The organism is Cobetia sp. MMG027 (assembly GCF_027947415.1).
Classification (GTDB): domain Bacteria; phylum Pseudomonadota; class Gammaproteobacteria; order Pseudomonadales; family Halomonadaceae; genus Cobetia; species Cobetia marina.
Window position 1 is genome coordinate 171298 of the sequence record NZ_JAQJIO010000002.1, and the last position, 18131, is coordinate 189428.

The window sequence follows — 18131 nt, forward strand, 5'->3', positions numbered from 1 at the left end:
TCAAGCCGACTTCCGTTACCCCTGCCTGTGCGGCAGGCTGAGGGTGACAGAGGTCGGCGTGGGGTGTCGATGTATCCCCTGCTGCATGATCGGTCAGCCGTGCAGTGCCTGATGGATCACCTCGGCAAGGGATTCGCTGATGCCGGGCACCCGCGCCAGTTCCGGCTTGGAGGCCTGCTTGACCCCCTGGAGTCCCCCGAAGAACTTGAGCAGTTCCCGGCGGCGCTTGGGCCCAACCCCCGCGATGCCCTCGAGGCTCGAGGTGCGGCGCGCCTTGTCACGCTTGGCGCGGTGGCCGGCAATCGCGAAACGGTGCGATTCATCACGGATATGCTGGATCAAGTGCAGCGCCGGTGAATGGCTGTCGAGATCCAGGGTGTCATGCACCGTCTCGATGAACAGCGTCTCCAGGCCGGCCTTGCGCGTGGTGCCCTTGGCGACCCCGAGCAGGATGATGTCGGTCACGCCGAGCGACACGAAGACCTCACGCGCCATGTTGAGCTGACCCTTGCCGCCATCGACCAGCAGGATGTCAGGGCGCTTGCCTTCTCCCTCCTGCATACGCTTGAAACGTCGCGTCAGCGCCTGCTGCATGGCGGCGTAGTCATCACCGGCCGTCACCCCCTCGATGTTGAAGCGTCGATAATCCGACTTGATGGGGCCCTCGTGATCGAACACCACGCAGCTGGCCACGGTCGCCTCACCGTGGCTGTGGGAGATGTCGAAGCACTCCAGGCGTTTGGGCACTTCCGCGAGTCCCAGAGCATCGCGCAATGACAGAAAGCGATTGGAGAGCTGCTGGCGGCTGGCCAGCTGAGTGGCCAGATACTGCTCGGCGTTGGTCTGTGCCAGCGTGAGCCACTGGGCGCGATGGCCGCGTACCTGGTGTGCCACGCGAACGCGGCGACCGGCTTTCTCGCTCAGTGCACCTTCCACCAGCGGCGCATCCTCGAGTGCCAGTGAGGTGAGCACCTCATCGGGCATCTCGCGATCCTGACCCAGGTAGTACTGACTGACGAAGCCGGTCAACAGCTCGCTGCTGGTGAGGTCCAGTCCGTTGCCCGGCGAGAAATGACGCGCTCCGAGCATGCGCCCCTGGCGGACTGACAGCACGCTGATGCACAGTCCACCCGGGCGCTCGGCGAGTGCCAGAATGTCGGCGTTGCCGGTGCCGGTATCGACATATTGCTTCTCCTGCATCCGACGCAGCTGGGCGACCTGATCGCGCAGGCGTGCCGCCTCCTCGAATTCCAGGCGCATGGCGGCATCTTCCATCGCCCGACTCAGCTCATCGGTGACCTGATCGCTCTGGCCGTTCAGGCACATCACCGCGTGTTCCATGTCGCGACGATAATCCTGCTTGCTGATGTAATCGACGCACGGCGCAGTGCAGCGGTTGATCTGATATTGCAGGCACGGACGCTCACGATGCGCGAATACCGAATCCTCGCAATTGCGCAGCCGGAAGATCTTCTGCATCAACGTCAGCGATTCCCGCACTGCCACGCTGCTGGGATAGGGGCCGAAATACCGGCCATCGTTGCGCTTGTGGCGCACGCGCTTGAACTCCAGCGCCGGATAGTCGTGATGCTGGCTGATGAAGACGTAAGGGTAGGACTTGTCGTCGCGCAGCAGGATGTTGTACGGCGGGCGCAGCTCCTTGATCAGGGTCTGCTCAAGCAGCAGCGCTTCCGTTTCGCTGCGGGTGATGGTGACCTGGACATCCGCGATGCGCCCGACCAGTGCCTGGGTCTTGGCATTCAGACCGGTATTGCGGAAATAGCTGGAGAGGCGTGCCTTCAAGCGCTTTGCCTTGCCGACATAGAGCACCTCGCCGGCGGTATCCAGCATGCGATAGATACCGGGCGCATCACTGACATGCTTGAGGAAGTGGCGCGGATCGAAGTCATTCGCCTCGGCCGCCGGGGCGGAGGCATCGCTGGTGATCAGACGACTGGACACCCGAGCGGCGTCACTGCGCTCGCGGTTCGCGTTGGACTCGTTGGCGGATTCCGGTGGCGTGGAATCGGGATGCTGCTTGGCCATGGGGTTCCTCGTTCGGAGATGTCGCCAGTCTATCAAACAAGCCGAAGGCCCGATCAAGGGGAGCTGCATGTCCATCTTCAGGTGCCGTGGCTGTCTTCAGGGGCAATGCGCATCGGCAGGCAAACAGATCAGATTGGGGCGGGTGTCCCGCGCAGCAAGGGGGCAGGAGACGCGGCGGGGTGGGATGCCCGGTGATGTCGGGCGCCGCCATGCCCATCGAGAGATGCCAGGCGAGCGATGCCAGTGGAGAGATGCCAGTGGAGAGAAGGAAAGGCCAGCAAGACGATCGGAAAAAAGCCCACGGCCCGATGATGCCTCCCCTGAGGGATGGTGTCATCGGGCCGTGGGCTTTCCCGTCAGCGAATCACTTCGCTGTCGCCTGCGTGGCTCAATCCGACAGTGGCCGAGCCTCGAGAGCATAGTCGTCGAGCAATTGATGGCGCATGGCCAGATGCGTCATCTCGACGTCACTGGTCACGCCCAACTTTTCGAAGATGCGATAGCGATAGGTATTGACGGTCTTGGGGCTCAGGTGAAGGCGGTCGGAGATCTCGTTGACGCGATGACAGTTGACGATCATCAGCGCCACCTGCATCTCGCGGGTCGAGAGTTGCTCGAAGGGATTGCTGCATCCGGTGTCCATGCCCGAGAACACCAGGCGTTGCGCGATCTCCGGGGTCAGGTAGCGTTCGCCACCGGCGACTCGGCGAATGGCGCGAATCATTTCATCGAAGGGCGTGCCCTTGGAGATGAAACCGAAGGCCCCTGCTTCCAGCAGGCGTTTGGCGAAGGATTCCTCGAGATAGGCGGTCAGGACGATCACGCGAACTTCCGGCAGGCTGCGAACGATCTTGCGCGTGGCTTCAAGTCCATCGACGCCGGGCATGCGAATGTCCATCAGCACGATATCCGGACTGTGCTCACGGCAGAGTTTGATCGCGGTTTCGCCATCCGAGGCTTCTGCAATCACCTTGAGCCCATCCTCTAGCTCAATGGTACGGACGATGCTGGTACGCACCAGGTGGTGGTCATCAGCGACAAGAACCTTGATCAAGGCGGCTCCAGTAAAGATGTCATCAGGCGTGTTAGTTAGTATGGCTTTCAATGTACCCATTGGCCATGGGCTTGTCGATGCCACTGTCATCCCGTGCGTCGCATGCAAGATGACCACCCTTCATCAGCGTGCTTCGTGACGGTGAACGCGGGAAATCGCTGCAAAAATAAGGGGTTGACGGCTTGTCATGTGGTCTGTAGTATTCGCTGCATCGTGAGTACGGGGCCTTAGCTCAGCTGGGAGAGCGCAACACTGGCAGTGTTGAGGTCAGCGGTTCGATCCCGCTAGGCTCCACCATGTCACGAGATGCCAGCATACCGGCATGCAGGGTCAGCTCTGCGAAGTATGGCGCGCGACTTGAGCGCGCAGTGGGGCCTTAGCTCAGCTGGGAGAGCGCAACACTGGCAGTGTTGAGGTCAGCGGTTCGATCCCGCTAGGCTCCACCAGAATATGGAAAAAGCGGCCATCCTTCGGGGTGGCCGCTTTTTTTGGTTCATTGCCTCTTGCCCTTCACAGGGCCACCCCCGCCGTCGGCCGCCGTCGGCCGCCTTCGGTAACGCAGGCATCAGCAGCGCATTGCTGGCTGTCGCCCGAGCCATTCGCCGTGTCAGTGCCACGGCGAATGGCGGTCAAGCGTTCACATTCCCGCGTCGCTGTCTTCCAGTCGTTCGAACAGGATCAGGTGATCGGCCTGAATGCGCAGACTGACGTCTTCCCCCGGGTGATAGTCATGGTGGCTGTTGAAGGCCGCCTCCACCTCACGACCTGACGGCAAGGCCAGGCGATACAGGGTGCTGGTACCGGCGAAGGTCGCGCTGAGCACGCGCGCCTTGAGATCACTGGTTTCCGCCTCTCCTTCAGCCAGCACCAGATCATCCGGACGCAGCAGCACGTCTACCGGTGTCCCGGCTTCATACGGATAGGCACGGTTGCCGCGGATCACCCCGAGTTCGGTGGAGACGCTTTCGTTGTCCGCCAGCGTGCCGGGGATGAAGTAGCCCTGACCGATGAAGTTGGCGACGAAGCGCGTGGCCGGCTCGTGATACAGATTGAACGGCGTATCCCATTGCTGCAGATGCCCGGCATGGATGACGCCGATCTGGTCCGCCATCGCGAAGGCCTCATTCTGATCATGGGTGACCAACACCGCGCTGATGCCGAGGTGCTTGAGAATCCGCCGCACCTCCTGGCTCAGCTGACGGCGCAGCTCCACGTCCAGATTCGAGAACGGCTCGTCGAGCAGCAGGATGCGTGGCTCCGGCGCCAGCGCGCGTGCCAGGGCCACGCGCTGCTGCTGTCCGCCCGAGAGTTCATGCGGAAAACGCTCGCCCAGATGCACCAGACCGACCAGCGTCAGCAGTTCCGCCACCTTGGCATTGCGCTCGGCCTTCGGCATGCGGCGTACGCCAAACCCCACGTTGTCCGCCACGCTCAGGTGCGGAAACAGGGCGTAATCCTGAAAGACCATGCCGACGTGCCGCTCTTCCGGCGCCGTCAGCTGGGTGGCGCTGGAGAGCACTTCTCCCTCGAGGCGAATCTCGCCGACCGCCACCGGTTCAAAGCCGGCGATCGCGCGCAGCAGGGTCGTCTTGCCGCAGCCGGACGGGCCGAGCAGGCAGGCGATATCCCCCTTGTTGAGAGAGAAATTGATGTCACGGGTCACCACGGTGGTGTCGTAGCGACATTCCAGAGAATCAATCTGCAGGAGCGGTTGCATGATGGCGGGTCGGTCCAGAAAACGAGAAGGGCAGCGAGTGGAACAGCCGGCGAGGGCATCAGGGGCGGGCGCTGAGCTCACGCGCCCGCCTGTCTGTGCATACGATGTCGCCGCCGGCATGGATGCAGGCGGCGACAGGCAGGGCTGATTCAGTCCTGACGACCCAGCATCAGGAATTCGAGCAATGCCTTCTGGGCGTGCAGACGGTTGCCGGCTTCCTGCCAGACGACGGCGCGCGGGTCATCCAGCAGCCCCATGCTGATCTCTTCGCCGCGGTGTGCCGGCAGGCAGTGCAGGAAGATGACGTCGTCGGCGGCCTTGTCGAGCATGGCTTCGTCGACCTGGAAGCCGGCAAAGTCGGCTTCACGCTTGAGCTGCTCTTCCTCCTGGCCCATGGAGGCCCAGACATCGGTGGTCACCAGGTCGGCACCCTTGACCGCTTCCTGAGGGTCACGATGGATGCTGACGCGCTGGCCAGCCGCCGCAACGATCTCGCTGTCCGGCTCGTAGCCTTCCGGGCAGCAGATGCGCAGGATGAAGTCGAACTGGCGTGCGGCGTTGATCCAGGAATGGCACATGTTGTTGCCATCGCCGATCCAGACTGCTGTCTTGCCCTTCACGGAGCCACGGCACTCGGTCCAGGTCATCACGTCAGCCAGCAGCTGGCACGGATGGTAGTCATCGGTGAGTGCATTGATGACCGGCACGCTGGAGGCATCGGCGAAGGCTTCGATATCGGAGTGCGCGAAGGTGCGGATCATCACGCCATCCACCATCTCGGAGAGCACGCGCGCGGTGTCACCGATCGGCTCGCCACGGCCCAGCTGGGTATCGCGCGGCGACAGGAACAGGGCATGGCCGCCGAACTGGGCCATCGCCGTCTCGAAGGACACACGGGTGCGCGTGGAGGACTTCTCGAAGATCATCGCCAGGGTACGGTTGGCGAACGGCGTGTAGACCGGACCTTCCTTCTTCAAGCCATCCTTGATGGTGATGGCGCGCTGAATCAGGTAATCGAGTTCTTCCGGAGAAAGGTCAAGCAGAGTCAGAAAGTGCCGGGTGGCCATCGAGCGGGCTCCTGTCAGGGTCTCGGGCAGCACCATCGAAAAGGGCGCCATGCGTCGGAGGGAAGGAAGTCGCCGACGATCACGGCGCCCGATTGGCGCTGCCTGTCAAAAGAGCCATCCTAGCCAGCTGAGCGGGCGGGCGCAACGCCGAGGCGTCTCGCGAGGCATCGAGAGCCCTTGCCTCGCCCCGCGCGTGCGCCGGTCAGCCTGCCGACAGCGACATCGCCGGCCTGTCCTGCAGACACCAATCTCGCCCTGGGGCAATATCGGGGGCTGAATTCGTGGCTCACCCTCAGTAGAATGAGGGAATGACACTCACGGGCCTTGCGCCCACCGTCCGAGGATTGCACATGAGCACCACCATCGAATCGATCGAGAAGCAGATTGGCGAGAACCCCATCCTGCTGTACATGAAGGGCACGCCGCAGCTGCCGCAGTGCGGTTTCTCCGCCCAGACCGTCCAGGCCGTGATGGCGTGCGGCGAGCGTTTCGCCTTCGTCAACATCCTGGACAACCCGGACATCCGTGCGGAGCTGCCGAAGTACGCCAACTGGCCGACCTTCCCGCAGCTGTGGATCAACGGCGAGCTGGTCGGCGGCTGCGACATCGTGGTCGAGATGTACCAGAACGGCGAGCTGGAGCCGATGATCAAGCAGGCCGCTCAGGAAGCGGCTGCCGAGTGATCGGTATTCCCGGGTCAGACATGTTCTGATCTGAGCGGAGCCTGTCAGACAAAACGCCCCCGCAGCCTGGCTGCGGGGGCGTTTTCGTGTGGCGATTTCACAGGAGTGTCTGGCGCGGCCGGGCCGGGCAAGCCCCTGGCTGTCAGGTGGCAGGCGTCTCGAGCGAGGCAGGCACCTCGTCGTTCATGCCCTGTTCCTTCATCGCCAGATCCCAGCCGCCCAGGTCCTTGAAGCGATTGACCATCGCGCAGAACAGCTCCGCGGTGCGCTCGGTGTCATAGCGCGCCGAGTGGGCGGAGGCGTTGTCGAACTCGATGCCGGCGGCGCGGCAGGCGCGGGCCAGAACCGTCTGGCCGTAGACCAGACCCGCAAGCGAGGCGGTATCGAAGCACGAGAACGGGTGGAACGGATTGCGCTTGATACCGCAACGCTCCACCGCCGCGTTCAGGAAGCCCTGATCGAAGGCCGCGTTGTGACCGACCAGCACCGCACGCGTGCAGCCGTGTGCCTTGATGGCCTTGCGTATCGGGCTGAAGATTTCGCCCAGTGCCTGATTCTCGGCCACGGCCACCTGCTTGCGTACCGGGTTGTCCAGATCGATCCCGGTGAAGTCCAGTGCCGACTGCTCGATATTGGCCCCTTCAAAGGGCGCCACGTGAAAGGCGTAGGTGGCATCCGGCACCATGTTGCCGTCGTCATCCATGGTCAGCGTGACGGCAGCGATCTCGAGCAGTGCATCTCCGGCGGCATTGAATCCACCTGTCTCGAGGTCCACCACCACTGGCAGGAAGCCACGGAAGCGTTGTGCCATCAGCGTGCGCTCGCTCGCCTGGGTCATCAAGATCTCCAATCCCGTCATTGCGTCTCGTGCTGCGCCGTGCGTCTCGCCGGCGCTCAAGGAGAGCAATTGTAGCAGGGCGATACGGACACGTCGCGGCGCAGGCGTCAGGGCGGCCCCGGCAGGGGGACGCCAGGCCCCGTTCTGCCCATGACAGCGCCTGTCAGCAGTATCGGTGAGGTGCCAGCCTCGCTATAATCGGCCCCACATCGTGATTCGAGTGGCAACGGGCGGCCACCTGCTGGGCAGGCCTTCCTCGCGACCGTACGATCCATCCCCACCTGCGTCCCCGTCCTCGGGCGGTGGCATCGCGGGAACTACAAGCATCAACTCAGGAGTCAAGCATGTCCGACGTGCAAAAGGTCGTTCTCGCCTACTCCGGCGGCCTGGACACTTCAGTCATCGTCAAGTGGCTGCAGGAAACCTACAACTGTGAAGTCGTGACCTTCACCGCTGACCTCGGTCAGGGCGAGGAAGTCGAGCCGGCGCGTGCCAAGGCGGAAGCCCTCGGCGTGAAGGAGATCTACATCGAGGATCTGCGCGAGACCTTCGTCCGCGATTACGTCTTCCCGATGTTCCGTGCCAACGCCATCTACGAAGGCGAGTACCTGCTGGGCACCTCCATCGCACGTCCGCTGATCGCGCGTCGCCTGGTCGAGATCGCCAACGAGACCGGCGCTGACGCCATCTCCCACGGTGCGACCGGCAAGGGCAACGACCAGGTGCGTTTCGAGCTGGGCGCCTACGCGCTGAAGCCGGGCATCCAGGTCATCGCGCCGTGGCGTGAGTGGGACCTGAACTCCCGCGAGAAGTTGATGGAATACTGCGAGCAGCACGGTATCGAAGTCGACTACGCCAAGAACAAGAAGAAGTCTCCGTACTCCATGGACGCGAACCTTCTGCACATCTCCTATGAAGGTGGCGTGCTGGAAGACCCGTGGACCGAGTGCGAAGAAGAGATGTGGCGCTGGAGCGTCAGCCCGGAGCAGGCGCCGAACGAGGCGACCTACATCGACCTGACCTACACCAAGGGCGACATCACTGCCATCGATGGCAAGGAAATGGCCGCTCACGAAGTGCTCGAGTACCTGAACAAGGTCGGCGGCGCCAACGGCATCGGCCGTCTCGACATCGTCGAGAACCGTTATGTCGGCATGAAGTCCCGTGGCTGCTACGAAACACCGGGCGGCACCATCATGATGCGTGCTCACCGTGCCATCGAATCCATCACCCTGGACCGCGAAGCGGCTCACCTGAAGGACGAGATGATGCCCAAGTACGCTGAGCTGGTGTACAACGGCTACTGGTGGAGCCCGGAGCGTCGCATGCTGCAGGCGGCCATCGATGAGTCCCAGAAGGTCGTCAACGGCGTCGTGCGTCTCAAGCTCTACAAGGGCAACGTCATCGTCGTGGGTCGTCAGTCCGAGGATTCACTGTTCGACGCCTCCATCGCGACCTTCGAGGACGATGCAGGCGCCTACGACCAGAAGGACGCTGCCGGCTTCATCAAGCTGAACTCCCTGCGCCTGCGTATCGCGGCCAGCAAGGGACGTGGCATCGAGTAAGGCATCACCGGATGCGCATGCTGAGAGATCGCCTGCCCATCTGACCCGATGACGATGTCTGTCGGGTCATCAAGACGCCGGCCCTGGTGGCAGTCCCCGGACTGCTGACGGGGCCGGCGTTCTGCCATCTGTGCCATGCAAGTCGTGCCATGCAAGTCGCGATATGCAAGCCGCGCCATGCAAGCGGCCAGCGCGACGCCCGTACGCGTGCCCCGGATGGCATGCGGCTTAGTGTCTGGTGGGAAGGTCGCATTTCCCCCGGCACGGGGGCGTGGCATGCTGAGGGTCTCATCATAAACTCTCATTTCTTTCACTTTTTCCAGGTGAATGCCGGTGACACTAGAGGCCGGCCACCGAAGGATCCTTCAACATGCTGGGAATGCTCAAGAAACTGTTTTCCGCAGGCGAGCCTGCGCCGGTCAAGGAACCGGAGGCCGTCGAATACAATGGTTACCTCATCGTCGCCATGCCACAGAAGCACGAAGGGCAGTACCGGGTCTCCGGCGTGATTCGCAAGCCACTGGAAGGGGGCGAGACGCTGGAGCATCGCTTCGAGCGCTCCGACACCGTGCCGGGAGAAGACGGCGCCGTGGAGCTGACCGTGCTCAAGGCGAAACGCACCATCGATGATCTGGGCGACACGATCTTCGAACGCTGAGCCGACGTGATGGGTACCCGGCGGGTATCCTCGTCGAACTCGGCATCGAAGCCTGCGTTCAGGAAGCACGATTCAGGGAGACGACATGATCACGGTGCACCATCTGGAAAACTCACGCTCGCAGCGCATTCTGTGGCTGTTGGAAGAGCTGAATCTGGAATACCGCCTGGAAATCCATGCCCGTGACGCCGGGAGCATGCGTGCGCCCCGGGCACTCAAGGACATCCACCCGCTGGGCAAGGCGCCGGTGATCACCGACACCACGCTGTCCGGTGACACGGGAGCGCCTGTCGTGGTCGCGGAGTCCGGCGCCATCATCGAATACCTCATCGATGTCTATGGCTCGCAGGGCAGTGGGGAGAGTGCCCACCTCAGGCCAGCCCCCGGGACTCAGGCCGAGCGCGACTACCGTTTCTGGCTGCACTTCGCCGAAGGCTCCGCCATGTTGCCGCTGATGCTCAGGCTGGTGTTCTCGCGTCTCGACAAGCCACCGGTGCCGTGGTTGTTCCGTCCGATCGCCCGCCTACTGGCCAAGGGAGTCAATGACAAGTTCATCAGCCCGGAAATCAAGGCGCACCTCACCTACATGGATACCTGTCTCGAACGTCGCCCCTGGCTTGCCGGTGACGCCCTGACCGGTGCCGATATCCAGATGAGCTTCCCGATCCAGGCGCTCGATACGCGTCAGGGGCTCAAGAATCATCCGAACATTCAGGACTGGCTGGCGCGCATCCGGGCGCGCGCCGCCTTCCAGCGCGCCGTGGACAAGGGTGGCGAACTGGCCCTCTGATCCCCGAGCGACCGGGGCGACACGTCGCCCCTGCCCCCCCCTGCGCAGACAGGGCATGTGAACAGGGCGTGTGGACCGGGCGTGTGAACAGGGCGTGTGAACAGGGCATGCAGGCAGCAAAGGCCGAGGTGGTGCGACATCGGGATGTCGCCTGGGCCATCACGCGGGGGATCGGGAATGTGATTCCCCCGCGAGGCTATCCGGGGGGGTGACGGGTAGCGGGACAGGGAGTCAACCGGGGACGAGGGAATGACACGCAAGAGTCTACGTGAGCAGTCGCTTGAGGCCACGATCCAGCAGATGGAGCGCGACAAGGCACGTCTGGAGCGCCGTGTCGCGAGTCTGGAGGAGAAGTTGTCGTCGACCCTCGACGGCACGGGTCTGCGTCTCTGGCAGCTGGAAGTTCCCACCGGCAAGCTCACCATCTTCAACTATCGCTGGGGGCGCATGCTGGGTTATCAGCCCGGCGAGTTGAACGCTCATTTCGATGTCTGGCGAGATCACCTCCACCCGGAAGACCGCGACGAGGTGCTCGCCAATCTCGAGGACCATCTCGCCGGGCGCACCGAAGTCTATCAGGTGGTGCATCGCATGCTGGCCCGAGACGGCAGCATCACCTGGGTCGCGGACAGGGGACGAGTCGTCGAACGTGACGCGAATGGCAAGGCGCTGCGCCTGCTGGGCACCCATACCGACATCAGCCACGAGAAGGATTACGAGACTCGTCTCAATGCCCTGGCCAGCACCGATGCACTGACGGGACTTTCCAATCGCCAGGCCATCAATGGCTGGTTCAAGCGTCAGCTGGCGGACGACAGTGCGCTGTTGTTCATCGACGTGGATGGCTTCAAGCAGGTCAATGATGCGCTGGGCCATCGTGCTGGCGATGAAGTGCTGGTATTGCTCGCCCACGGTCTCAATGAAGAGCTGCATCATCTGGGCGTCCATCACCACCTGGCCGCGCGCTTCGGTGGGGATGAGTTCCTGTTCCAGCTGCCGCGCATGACACCGGCGCGTATCGAGATGATCGTGCGGCGCTGGCTGGCACGCTTCGGCCAGCCCCTCGAGATCAGCACGGGACAGGCCAGCATCGGTCTGAGCATCGGGGTCTGCTTCGGCCGAGACGCCACCGGCAACTTCGCGGCCGCATTGGAATATGCCGATCAGGCGATGTATCGCGTCAAGCGCAGCGGCAAGCACGGCTACCATCTGCATGCCCCCTTGCGGCATGGCGAGGCGCCCCGCGTCAGCGCTTTGCAGGACTCTCCCTCCAGAGCGCGGCACACCGCCGGCACCTCCCCGCGTCTGCCTCCCGAGATCCCCGTCGCCTCGCCGCTGGACACCCTGGCCCAGGCCTCCGCCGCGACACGTGCAGACAGCGCCATCCCCCTCACGCCTGCGCGTGACCCCGCCACCCGCCCGGTCATCGACGAGTGACAGCGCGGATGGCAGGCTGACGCCGCATTGCCATCTGCTTGTGCTATCACTGCCTCTCAGAACTTCTGATATCTCAGAACTTCTGTCATCTCGGAGCTTCTGTCATCTCGGGGCTTCTGTCAGCTCGGTATCGCCCTGTCGTCTCTGTCTGCCTCGGGACTGATCGTCATGTCGGATGGCAATCCCGCATGGGCAATGGTTGACTGACACTGGCAGAGAGATGACAGGCGTCATGTCACCAGCAGGGCGAGGGTCCTCAAGGAGTGAAGGATGAGTCACAACGAGACAGGCCGACAGTGCGTCAATCAGTTCTTCCATCAGTCGGGCGATATCATCGGCGCGGCGCTTTCCGGCAGTGCCCAGTTGCAGCACCCCGATGGCAGCGGCCTGCGTCTGTCCGCGCCGGACAGCGGCATGCGCCTGGTGGTGCGCGATGACTGGCAGCGCGATCAGGTCGCGCTGATTTCCGGCGGCGGTTCCGGGCATGAGCCCGCGCATGCCGGCTTCGTCGGGGCCGGCATGCTCACCGCGGCGGTATGTGGCGAGCTGTTCGCCTCACCGACGGTGGAGGCGGTGCTCGCGGCGCTCAGAGAGGTGACCGGTGACGCGGGGACCCTGTTGATCGTCAAGAACTACACCGGAGACCGCCTCAATTTCGGTCTGGCGGCCGAACGGGCACGTCAGGAAGGACTCAAGGTCGAGATGGTCATCGTCGCCGATGATGTGGCGCTGCCTGACAACCCGCAGCCGCGCGGGCTGGCTGGCACCTTGCTGGTCCACAAGATCGCCGGGGCACTGGCGGCAGGCGGCGCGGATCTCGAGGAGGTCACCGCCGTGGCGCGCCGGGTGGCGGACAGCTGCTCGACCCTGGGCATGGCACTCGATGTCGGGCGTCATCCCGGCAAGCCGCGTGAGCCACGCGCGCCGGAGCTGGGACTCGGCATTCATGGCGAGCCGGGCGCCACCACGCTGGAGTTCGCCAGCCACGCCGGAGACTGCGACGTGCATGCCCTGATGGATCAGGTAGTGGCGGCGCTGATACAGGGGCACTCGCGCAAGGAGGCCGGGGGTGACTTGCCCGCCACCGGCCATCTGCTGATGATCAATGATCTGGGTGGCTGCTCGGCATTGGAGCGCGCGGTCCTGCTCGACGAGGCGCTGGCGCATCCGTCGCTCAAGGCGCTGGGCATTCACGCCGTGGTGGGACCCCAGCCGCTGATGACCTCACTGGACATGCACGGCTTCTCGCTGACGCTGTTGCCGCTGGACGGCTTGCTGGAAGAGGCACTGGATGCCCGCTGTGCGCCGCGTGCCTGGCCCGGTGTTCAGCGGGTGGTGCCGCTGGCGCATTTCACGCCTCGTCAGGAGGGTGGGCGCGCTGTTCAAGACGCCTCCACGCTTGCCGAGCGCGCCCGAGCCAAGGCCGATTGCCAGGCGCGTGCTGCCCGGGAAGGCCGGGCGAGGGTAGCGCTGCCGGGCGACCCTCAGGTCGAGCAGCGACTGCGTGCTGTGCTGGAAGTCCTGCTGGCCAGTGAGGTGGATCTCGATCGTCTCGATGCCATCAGCGGGGACGGGGATACCGGCACCACCTTTGCCGGCGGTGCCCGTGCTGTGCTGGAAGCGCTGGAGGACTGTGAGCTGGCCTGTGGTGACAGTGGCGAGCTGATGACCTCCATCGGCAAGCAGCTGGCCTACGGCATGGGCGGTTCCAGTGGCGTGCTGCTCTCGACCCTGTTCACCGCGGCGGCGACGCGGTGGAAGACGCAAGCCAGCGAGGCAGACGCCCGTGCACCTGCCTCGTTGGGACAGCGCTGGCATGAGGCGCTCGATCACGGTGTGGGGCGGATGCAGCATTACGGCGGCGCCGTGCGCGGGGACCGCAGCCTGCTGGATGCGCTGTTGCCGGCGTTGGACGCACTGCAGGCGTCGGTGCAGGGCGAGCGCATCGACTGGGCCGCGATGGCACGCGCCGCCCGCCAAGGGGCGGATGCCACCGCGGAGATGGCCAAGGCACGGGCCGGACGCTCCGCCTATGTGCCCGCCGCCCATCTGGTCGGCCACAACGACCCGGGCGCGGAAGCCGTGGCGCGTGTCTTCGAAGCGCTGGCGGACGCCGCCGAGGAAGCGGCGGGCTGATTCGATTGACCCGAATGACCCGCGTCTGAGCTCCCCAGACCCACAACGCTCATGAAGCCAAAGCCCCATAGACCAAAAGCCCTATAAACCAGAAGCCCTATAAACCAGAAGGCCCGCCCATGAACCTCACGTTCAGGGGCGGGCCTTCTGGCATTGCGCGGCAGCCGTCAGGCGACTTTCTGGCGAGTCGGCAGGCGAATCAGACGCGTGGCGATGGCGGTGCCCAGCAGGGTGATGCCCATGCCGGTGAGGATGCGCGCATCGATCACCTCATCGAGCAGCATGTTGCCCCACAGCAAGGCGCTGACCGGTACCAGGAAGGTGACGGAAGTGGTCGCGGTGGCGCCGGCGCTGGCCAGCAGGCGGAAGAAGATCAGGAAGGCGAGGCTGGTGCTGAGTACCGCCAGCGCGATGGCGCTGCCCCAGGCCTCCAGGCTGACGCTGGTTGTCGGCCACATCCACAGGCCCGGAATCAGCAACAGCAGGGACGACATCAGCGAGCTGCCCGCGGCCAGCACCGGTGAGGGCAGGTGACTCAGACGCTGGCGCGAGAAATTGGAGGCGAAGCCGTAGCAGAAGGTCGCCCCCAGGGCGGCGAGGATGAACCAGCCATCGCCGCCGAGCTGGAAATCGAGGCGGTCACTCGACAGCACATAGACCCCGCTGAAGGCCACGGCCAGTCCCAGATACTGTTGCTTCTGGATCGGCGTGGCGAACAGCGCCATGCCCAGCAGCGCGGTGAACAGCGGCGTGGTGGCGTTGATCAGCGAGGTGAAGCCGGCCTCCAGCTGGGTGGTGGCCAGCGCCAGCAGGCAGAAGGGCAGTGCCTGACTGGTCAGGCCCAGCACCGCAAGCGAGCCCTTGTGTTCCCACAGCATCTTCAGGCGGCCCGCGCCCAGCAGCAGCGGGGCCAGCACCAGCGCGCCGATGCCCATGCGCAGCAGAATCAATGTGGTCGGGCCGAATTCCGGCGCGGCCACGCGCATGAAGATGAAAGACATGCCCCACAGGGTGGACAGCAGGACAAGACGCAAGGCATCGCTGGCGGACATGGTGTTCTCGACGTGGCGTGTGGAAGGCAGTCCGCTAGGCTAGCCCCTCACGCGCATCACGGGAAGCACGACCTTGTGTCTGTCGCTGTCCAGCTTCTGCCGAGCTTCAGCCCAGCCCAGCCCAGCCCAGCCCAGTCCAACCCAGTCCGCTGGCCTCAGGAGGACGGAATCGCCCCACGCTGGATGGCGGCGATGTCCCGGGCGGCGCGCTCGAGTGCCGGCAGATGCTTGAGCATGTCCTCGCGCGACTGACGCATCACCGGCGCCTGGATCGCCACGCCGATGTTGGACGGCCCGTCCGGGTTGGGTGCCAGCACCGCGATGCACACCAGCCCGGGCAGGAATTCCTCATCATCCAGTGCATAGCCTTGCCGGCGGACCTGCTCGATCTCGGCCTCGACGGAGTCGATGTCGGTCAGGGTATTGCGTGTCATCGCGTTCAGCGGTGTGCCCTTGAGCAGGCGGCGGCGCTGGCCGGGCGGCATCTGGGCCAGAAACAGCTTGCCGCTGGCAGAGCAATGCACCGGCACCCGGGAACCGGGATGCAGATAGAAGCGCAGCGGCGCCTGGGTCTCGACGCGATCCAGATACAGCACCTCGCTGCCCGACAGCGCGGTGATGTTGCAGCTTTCCCCCACCTCTTCCATCAGCCGGCTGAGCACGCCGTGGCGCGCGCCCTGCACGGTATCGTTGAGCAGCAGATTTTCCGCCAGACGGCGCAGCCGACTGCCCTTGCTGTAATGGCGGTTGTCCGCCTCGCGCTGCAGCATGCCGCTGCCTTCCAGCTGCTGGAGCATGCGATGCAGCGTCGGCTTGGGCAGGCCGGTCTCTTCCACCAGTCCTTGCAGCGTGAAGAACTGATCCTTGGCGGCGATCACTTCCAGCAGCGCCAGCAGACGCTGGGCGGGCGTATCGCCTTCTATCTTGCTGCCTTCCTTGCCGGTGTCCCTGTCAGCGTCCTTGCTGGCACGCGGCAGGCTTGCCTGGGGCTGGGTGGCACTGTTCATGGGCTGTTCCCTCCTTCAATCCGTGCGCTGGGCAGTATGGCGCCGAAACGCTCGGCCCGTCAGTGCCTTGCGTTGCTGTGCCTACTTTAACAGTACTCCATAGGACGGAAGAAGTTTCTAAAAAAGACGCGTTTTCTATCATTTTATGAAATCTAGCTTGACGAGCGCCATGGTGAGGGCTAATTTTGGTCACATGTTTCGGTAATCGGAACTAAATGTACCAATAAACATAAAATTGATAGTTGGAGACGCCATGAGCACTCAAGACAGCGCAGACAACCGCAAGGTCGTGCAGGGCAAGCAGAAGATGACGCCCTCCGAGGCTTTCGTGGAAACCATGGTCGCCAATGGCGTCACCGACATGTTCGGCATCATGGGTTCCGCCTTCATGGATGCGATGGACATCTTCGCGCCGGCCGGCATCCGTCTGATCCCGGTGGTGCATGAGCAGGGCGCCGCTCACATGGCCGACGGCTATGCGCGTGTCTCCGGTCGTCATGGCATGGTCATCGGCCAGAACGGCCCGGGCATCTCCAACTGCGTCACCGGCATCGCGGCCGCTTACTGGGCGCACAGCCCGGTGGTCATCGTCACCCCGGAAGCCGGCACCACCGGCATCGGCCTGGGCGGCTTCCAGGAATGCAAGCAGCTGCCGATGTTCCAGGAATTCACCAAGTACCAGGGCCACGTCACCCACCCGTCGCGCATGGCGGAATACACCGGCCGCTGCTTTGATCGTGCCATGTCCGAGATGGGCCCGACCCAGCTCAACATTCCGCGTGACTACTTCTACGGCGAGATCGAGTGCGAGATTCCCAAGCCGGCACGCGTGGACCGTGGCCCGGGTGGCAGCAAGAGTCTGGATGAGGCAGCCGAGCTGCTGGCCAGCGCCAGGTTCCCGGTCATCGTCTCCGGTGGTGGTGTGGTGATGGCGGATGGCGTCGAGGAGTGCAAGGCACTGGCAGAGCGTCTCGGCGCGCCGGTGGTCAACAGCTACCAGCACAACGATTCCTTCCCGGCCAGCCACCCGCTGTGGTGTGGTCCGCTCGGCTATCAGGGCTCCAAGGCGGGCATGAAGCTGATCTCCCAGGCCGATGTCGTCATCGCGCTGGGCACGCGTCTCGGGCCGTTCGGTACCCTGCCGCAGCACGGCATGGACTACTGGCCGAAGGACGCGAAGATCATCCAGATCGATGCCGACCACAAGATGCTGGGCTTGGTGAAGAAGATCTCCGTCGGCATCTGCGGTGACGCGCGTGAAGCGGCCATCGCCCTGACCGAGCGCCTGTCCGGTCGCAATCTCGAGTGCGATGCCACCAAGGATTCGCGCCTCAGCACCATCCGCGAAGAGAAGGCCGCCTGGGAAGCCGAGCTTGACGAGTGGACCCACGAGAAGGACGCCTTCAGCCTCGACGCCATCGACGAGGCCAAGGACGAGAAGCCGTTCTCCGGCGGCGAATACCTGCACCCGCGTCAGGTTCTGCGCGAGCTGGAAAAGGCGATGCCGGAAGATGTCATGGTCTCCACCGACATCGGCAACATCAATTCCGTGGCCCACAGCTACCTGCGCTTCGACAAGCCGCGCAGCTTCTTCGCCCCGATGAGCTTTGGCAACTGCGGCTACGCTCTGCCGACCATCATGGGCGCCAAGACCGCCGCGCCGGAACGTCCGGCCATCGCCTACGCCGGTGACGGCGCCTGGGGCATGAGCCTGATGGAAATCATGACCGCCGTGCGTCACGACATTCCGGTCACCGCCGTCGTCTTCCACAACCGCCAGTGGGGCGCCGAGAAGAAGAACCAGGTCGAGTTCTACAACCGTCGCTTCGTCGCCGGTGAGCTGGACAACCAGAGCTTCGCCGAGATCGCGCGCTCCATGGGGGCCGAAGGCATCACCGTCGACCGTCTGGAAGACGTGGGCCCGGCGCTCAAGAAGGCCATCGACATGCAGATGAACGAAGGCAAGACCTGCGTCATCGAGGTGATGTGTACCCGCGAACTGGGCGACCCGTTCCGCCGCGACGCCCTCAAGAAGCCGGTGCGTCTGCTCGAGAAGTATCAGGATTACGTGTAACGCCCGG

14 protein-coding genes and 2 tRNA genes are annotated in these 18131 nt (G+C 63.9%); 9 read left to right on the forward strand and 7 right to left on the reverse strand.

Annotated elements, in window-relative coordinates; genetic code table 11:
• Positions 1-93 precede the first annotated feature (93 nt).
• Both uvrC and uvrY read right to left on the reverse strand, forming a co-directional pair.
• Positions 94-2046 (reverse strand): excinuclease ABC subunit UvrC, encoded by a 1953-nt coding sequence (gene uvrC / locus PJK54_RS02775; RefSeq protein ID WP_271302194.1) that lies wholly within the window; start codon positions 2044-2046, stop codon positions 94-96.
• Positions 2047-2434: 388 nt separating this feature from the next.
• A complete protein-coding gene (uvrY, locus tag PJK54_RS02780) occupies positions 2435-3100 on the reverse strand; it encodes a UvrY/SirA/GacA family response regulator transcription factor (RefSeq protein WP_077374938.1) in 666 nt (221 codons plus the stop codon).
• 221 nt (positions 3101-3321) lie between these two features.
• Here uvrY and PJK54_RS02785 point away from each other — a divergent pair.
• Both PJK54_RS02785 and PJK54_RS02790 read left to right on the forward strand, forming a co-directional pair.
• Positions 3322-3397: transfer RNA gene (locus PJK54_RS02785), tRNA-Ala, on the forward strand.
• A gap of 73 nt (positions 3398-3470) precedes the next feature.
• Positions 3471-3546, forward strand: a tRNA-Ala gene (locus tag PJK54_RS02790).
• Between the two features lie 191 nt (positions 3547-3737).
• Here PJK54_RS02790 and PJK54_RS02795 read toward each other — a convergent pair.
• Both PJK54_RS02795 and argF read right to left on the reverse strand, forming a co-directional pair.
• Positions 3738-4817, reverse strand: a complete 1080-nt coding sequence (locus PJK54_RS02795; protein ID WP_271302195.1) for an ABC transporter ATP-binding protein — start codon at positions 4815-4817, stop codon at positions 3738-3740.
• Positions 4818-4966: 149 nt separating this feature from the next.
• Positions 4967-5884, reverse strand: a complete 918-nt coding sequence (gene argF, locus PJK54_RS02800; RefSeq protein WP_271302196.1) for an ornithine carbamoyltransferase — start codon at positions 5882-5884, stop codon at positions 4967-4969.
• A 350-nt stretch (positions 5885-6234) separates the two neighbouring features.
• Here argF and grxD point away from each other — a divergent pair, with 350 nt between their 5' ends.
• Positions 6235-6567, forward strand: coding sequence for a Grx4 family monothiol glutaredoxin (gene grxD / locus PJK54_RS02805; protein WP_077374932.1), 333 nt, complete (start codon positions 6235-6237; stop codon positions 6565-6567).
• Positions 6568-6709: 142 nt separating this feature from the next.
• Here the strand turns inward: grxD and rnt are convergent, their stop codons facing one another.
• A complete protein-coding gene (gene rnt / locus PJK54_RS02810; RefSeq protein ID WP_077375652.1) occupies positions 6710-7405 on the reverse strand; it encodes a ribonuclease T in 696 nt (231 codons plus the stop codon).
• Positions 7406-7707: 302 nt separating this feature from the next.
• Between rnt and PJK54_RS02815 the strand changes: the two genes are divergently transcribed.
• The 5 genes from PJK54_RS02815 (at position 7708) to PJK54_RS02835 (ending at position 13991) form a co-directional block, all read left to right on the forward strand.
• Positions 7708-8970 carry an argininosuccinate synthase gene (locus tag PJK54_RS02815; RefSeq protein ID WP_255303132.1) on the forward strand — a complete coding sequence of 421 codons (1263 nt, stop codon included), beginning with the start codon at positions 7708-7710 and terminating at the stop codon, positions 8968-8970.
• 370 nt (positions 8971-9340) lie between these two features.
• The gene (locus PJK54_RS02820) at positions 9341-9628 is read left to right on the forward strand and encodes an HlyU family transcriptional regulator (protein WP_307722815.1); all 288 of its coding nucleotides are present in this window, start codon (positions 9341-9343) and stop codon (positions 9626-9628) included.
• A gap of 85 nt (positions 9629-9713) precedes the next feature.
• Positions 9714-10418 carry a glutathione S-transferase gene (locus tag PJK54_RS02825; RefSeq protein ID WP_141392127.1) on the forward strand — a complete coding sequence of 235 codons (705 nt, stop codon included), beginning with the start codon at positions 9714-9716 and terminating at the stop codon, positions 10416-10418.
• A gap of 249 nt (positions 10419-10667) precedes the next feature.
• A complete protein-coding gene (locus PJK54_RS02830; RefSeq protein WP_271302197.1) occupies positions 10668-11855 on the forward strand; it encodes a sensor domain-containing diguanylate cyclase in 1188 nt (395 codons plus the stop codon).
• A 270-nt stretch (positions 11856-12125) separates the two neighbouring features.
• Positions 12126-13991 carry a dihydroxyacetone kinase subunit DhaK gene (locus tag PJK54_RS02835; protein ID WP_271302198.1) on the forward strand — a complete coding sequence of 622 codons (1866 nt, stop codon included), beginning with the start codon at positions 12126-12128 and terminating at the stop codon, positions 13989-13991.
• Between the two features lie 167 nt (positions 13992-14158).
• Here PJK54_RS02835 and PJK54_RS02840 read toward each other — a convergent pair whose 3' ends face one another.
• On the reverse strand, positions 14159-15043 hold the full coding sequence (locus tag PJK54_RS02840; RefSeq protein ID WP_271302199.1) for a DMT family transporter: 885 nt from the start codon (positions 15041-15043) through the stop codon (positions 14159-14161).
• Positions 15044-15198: 155 nt separating this feature from the next.
• Entirely contained in the window at positions 15199-16050 is an 852-nt protein-coding gene (locus tag PJK54_RS02845) for an IclR family transcriptional regulator (RefSeq protein ID WP_271302200.1), read from the reverse strand.
• Between the two features lie 253 nt (positions 16051-16303).
• Between PJK54_RS02845 and xsc the strand changes: the two genes are divergently transcribed.
• Positions 16304-18124, forward strand: coding sequence for a sulfoacetaldehyde acetyltransferase (gene xsc, locus PJK54_RS02850; protein ID WP_233593319.1), 1821 nt, complete (start codon positions 16304-16306; stop codon positions 18122-18124).
• Positions 18125-18131 lie beyond the last annotated feature (7 nt).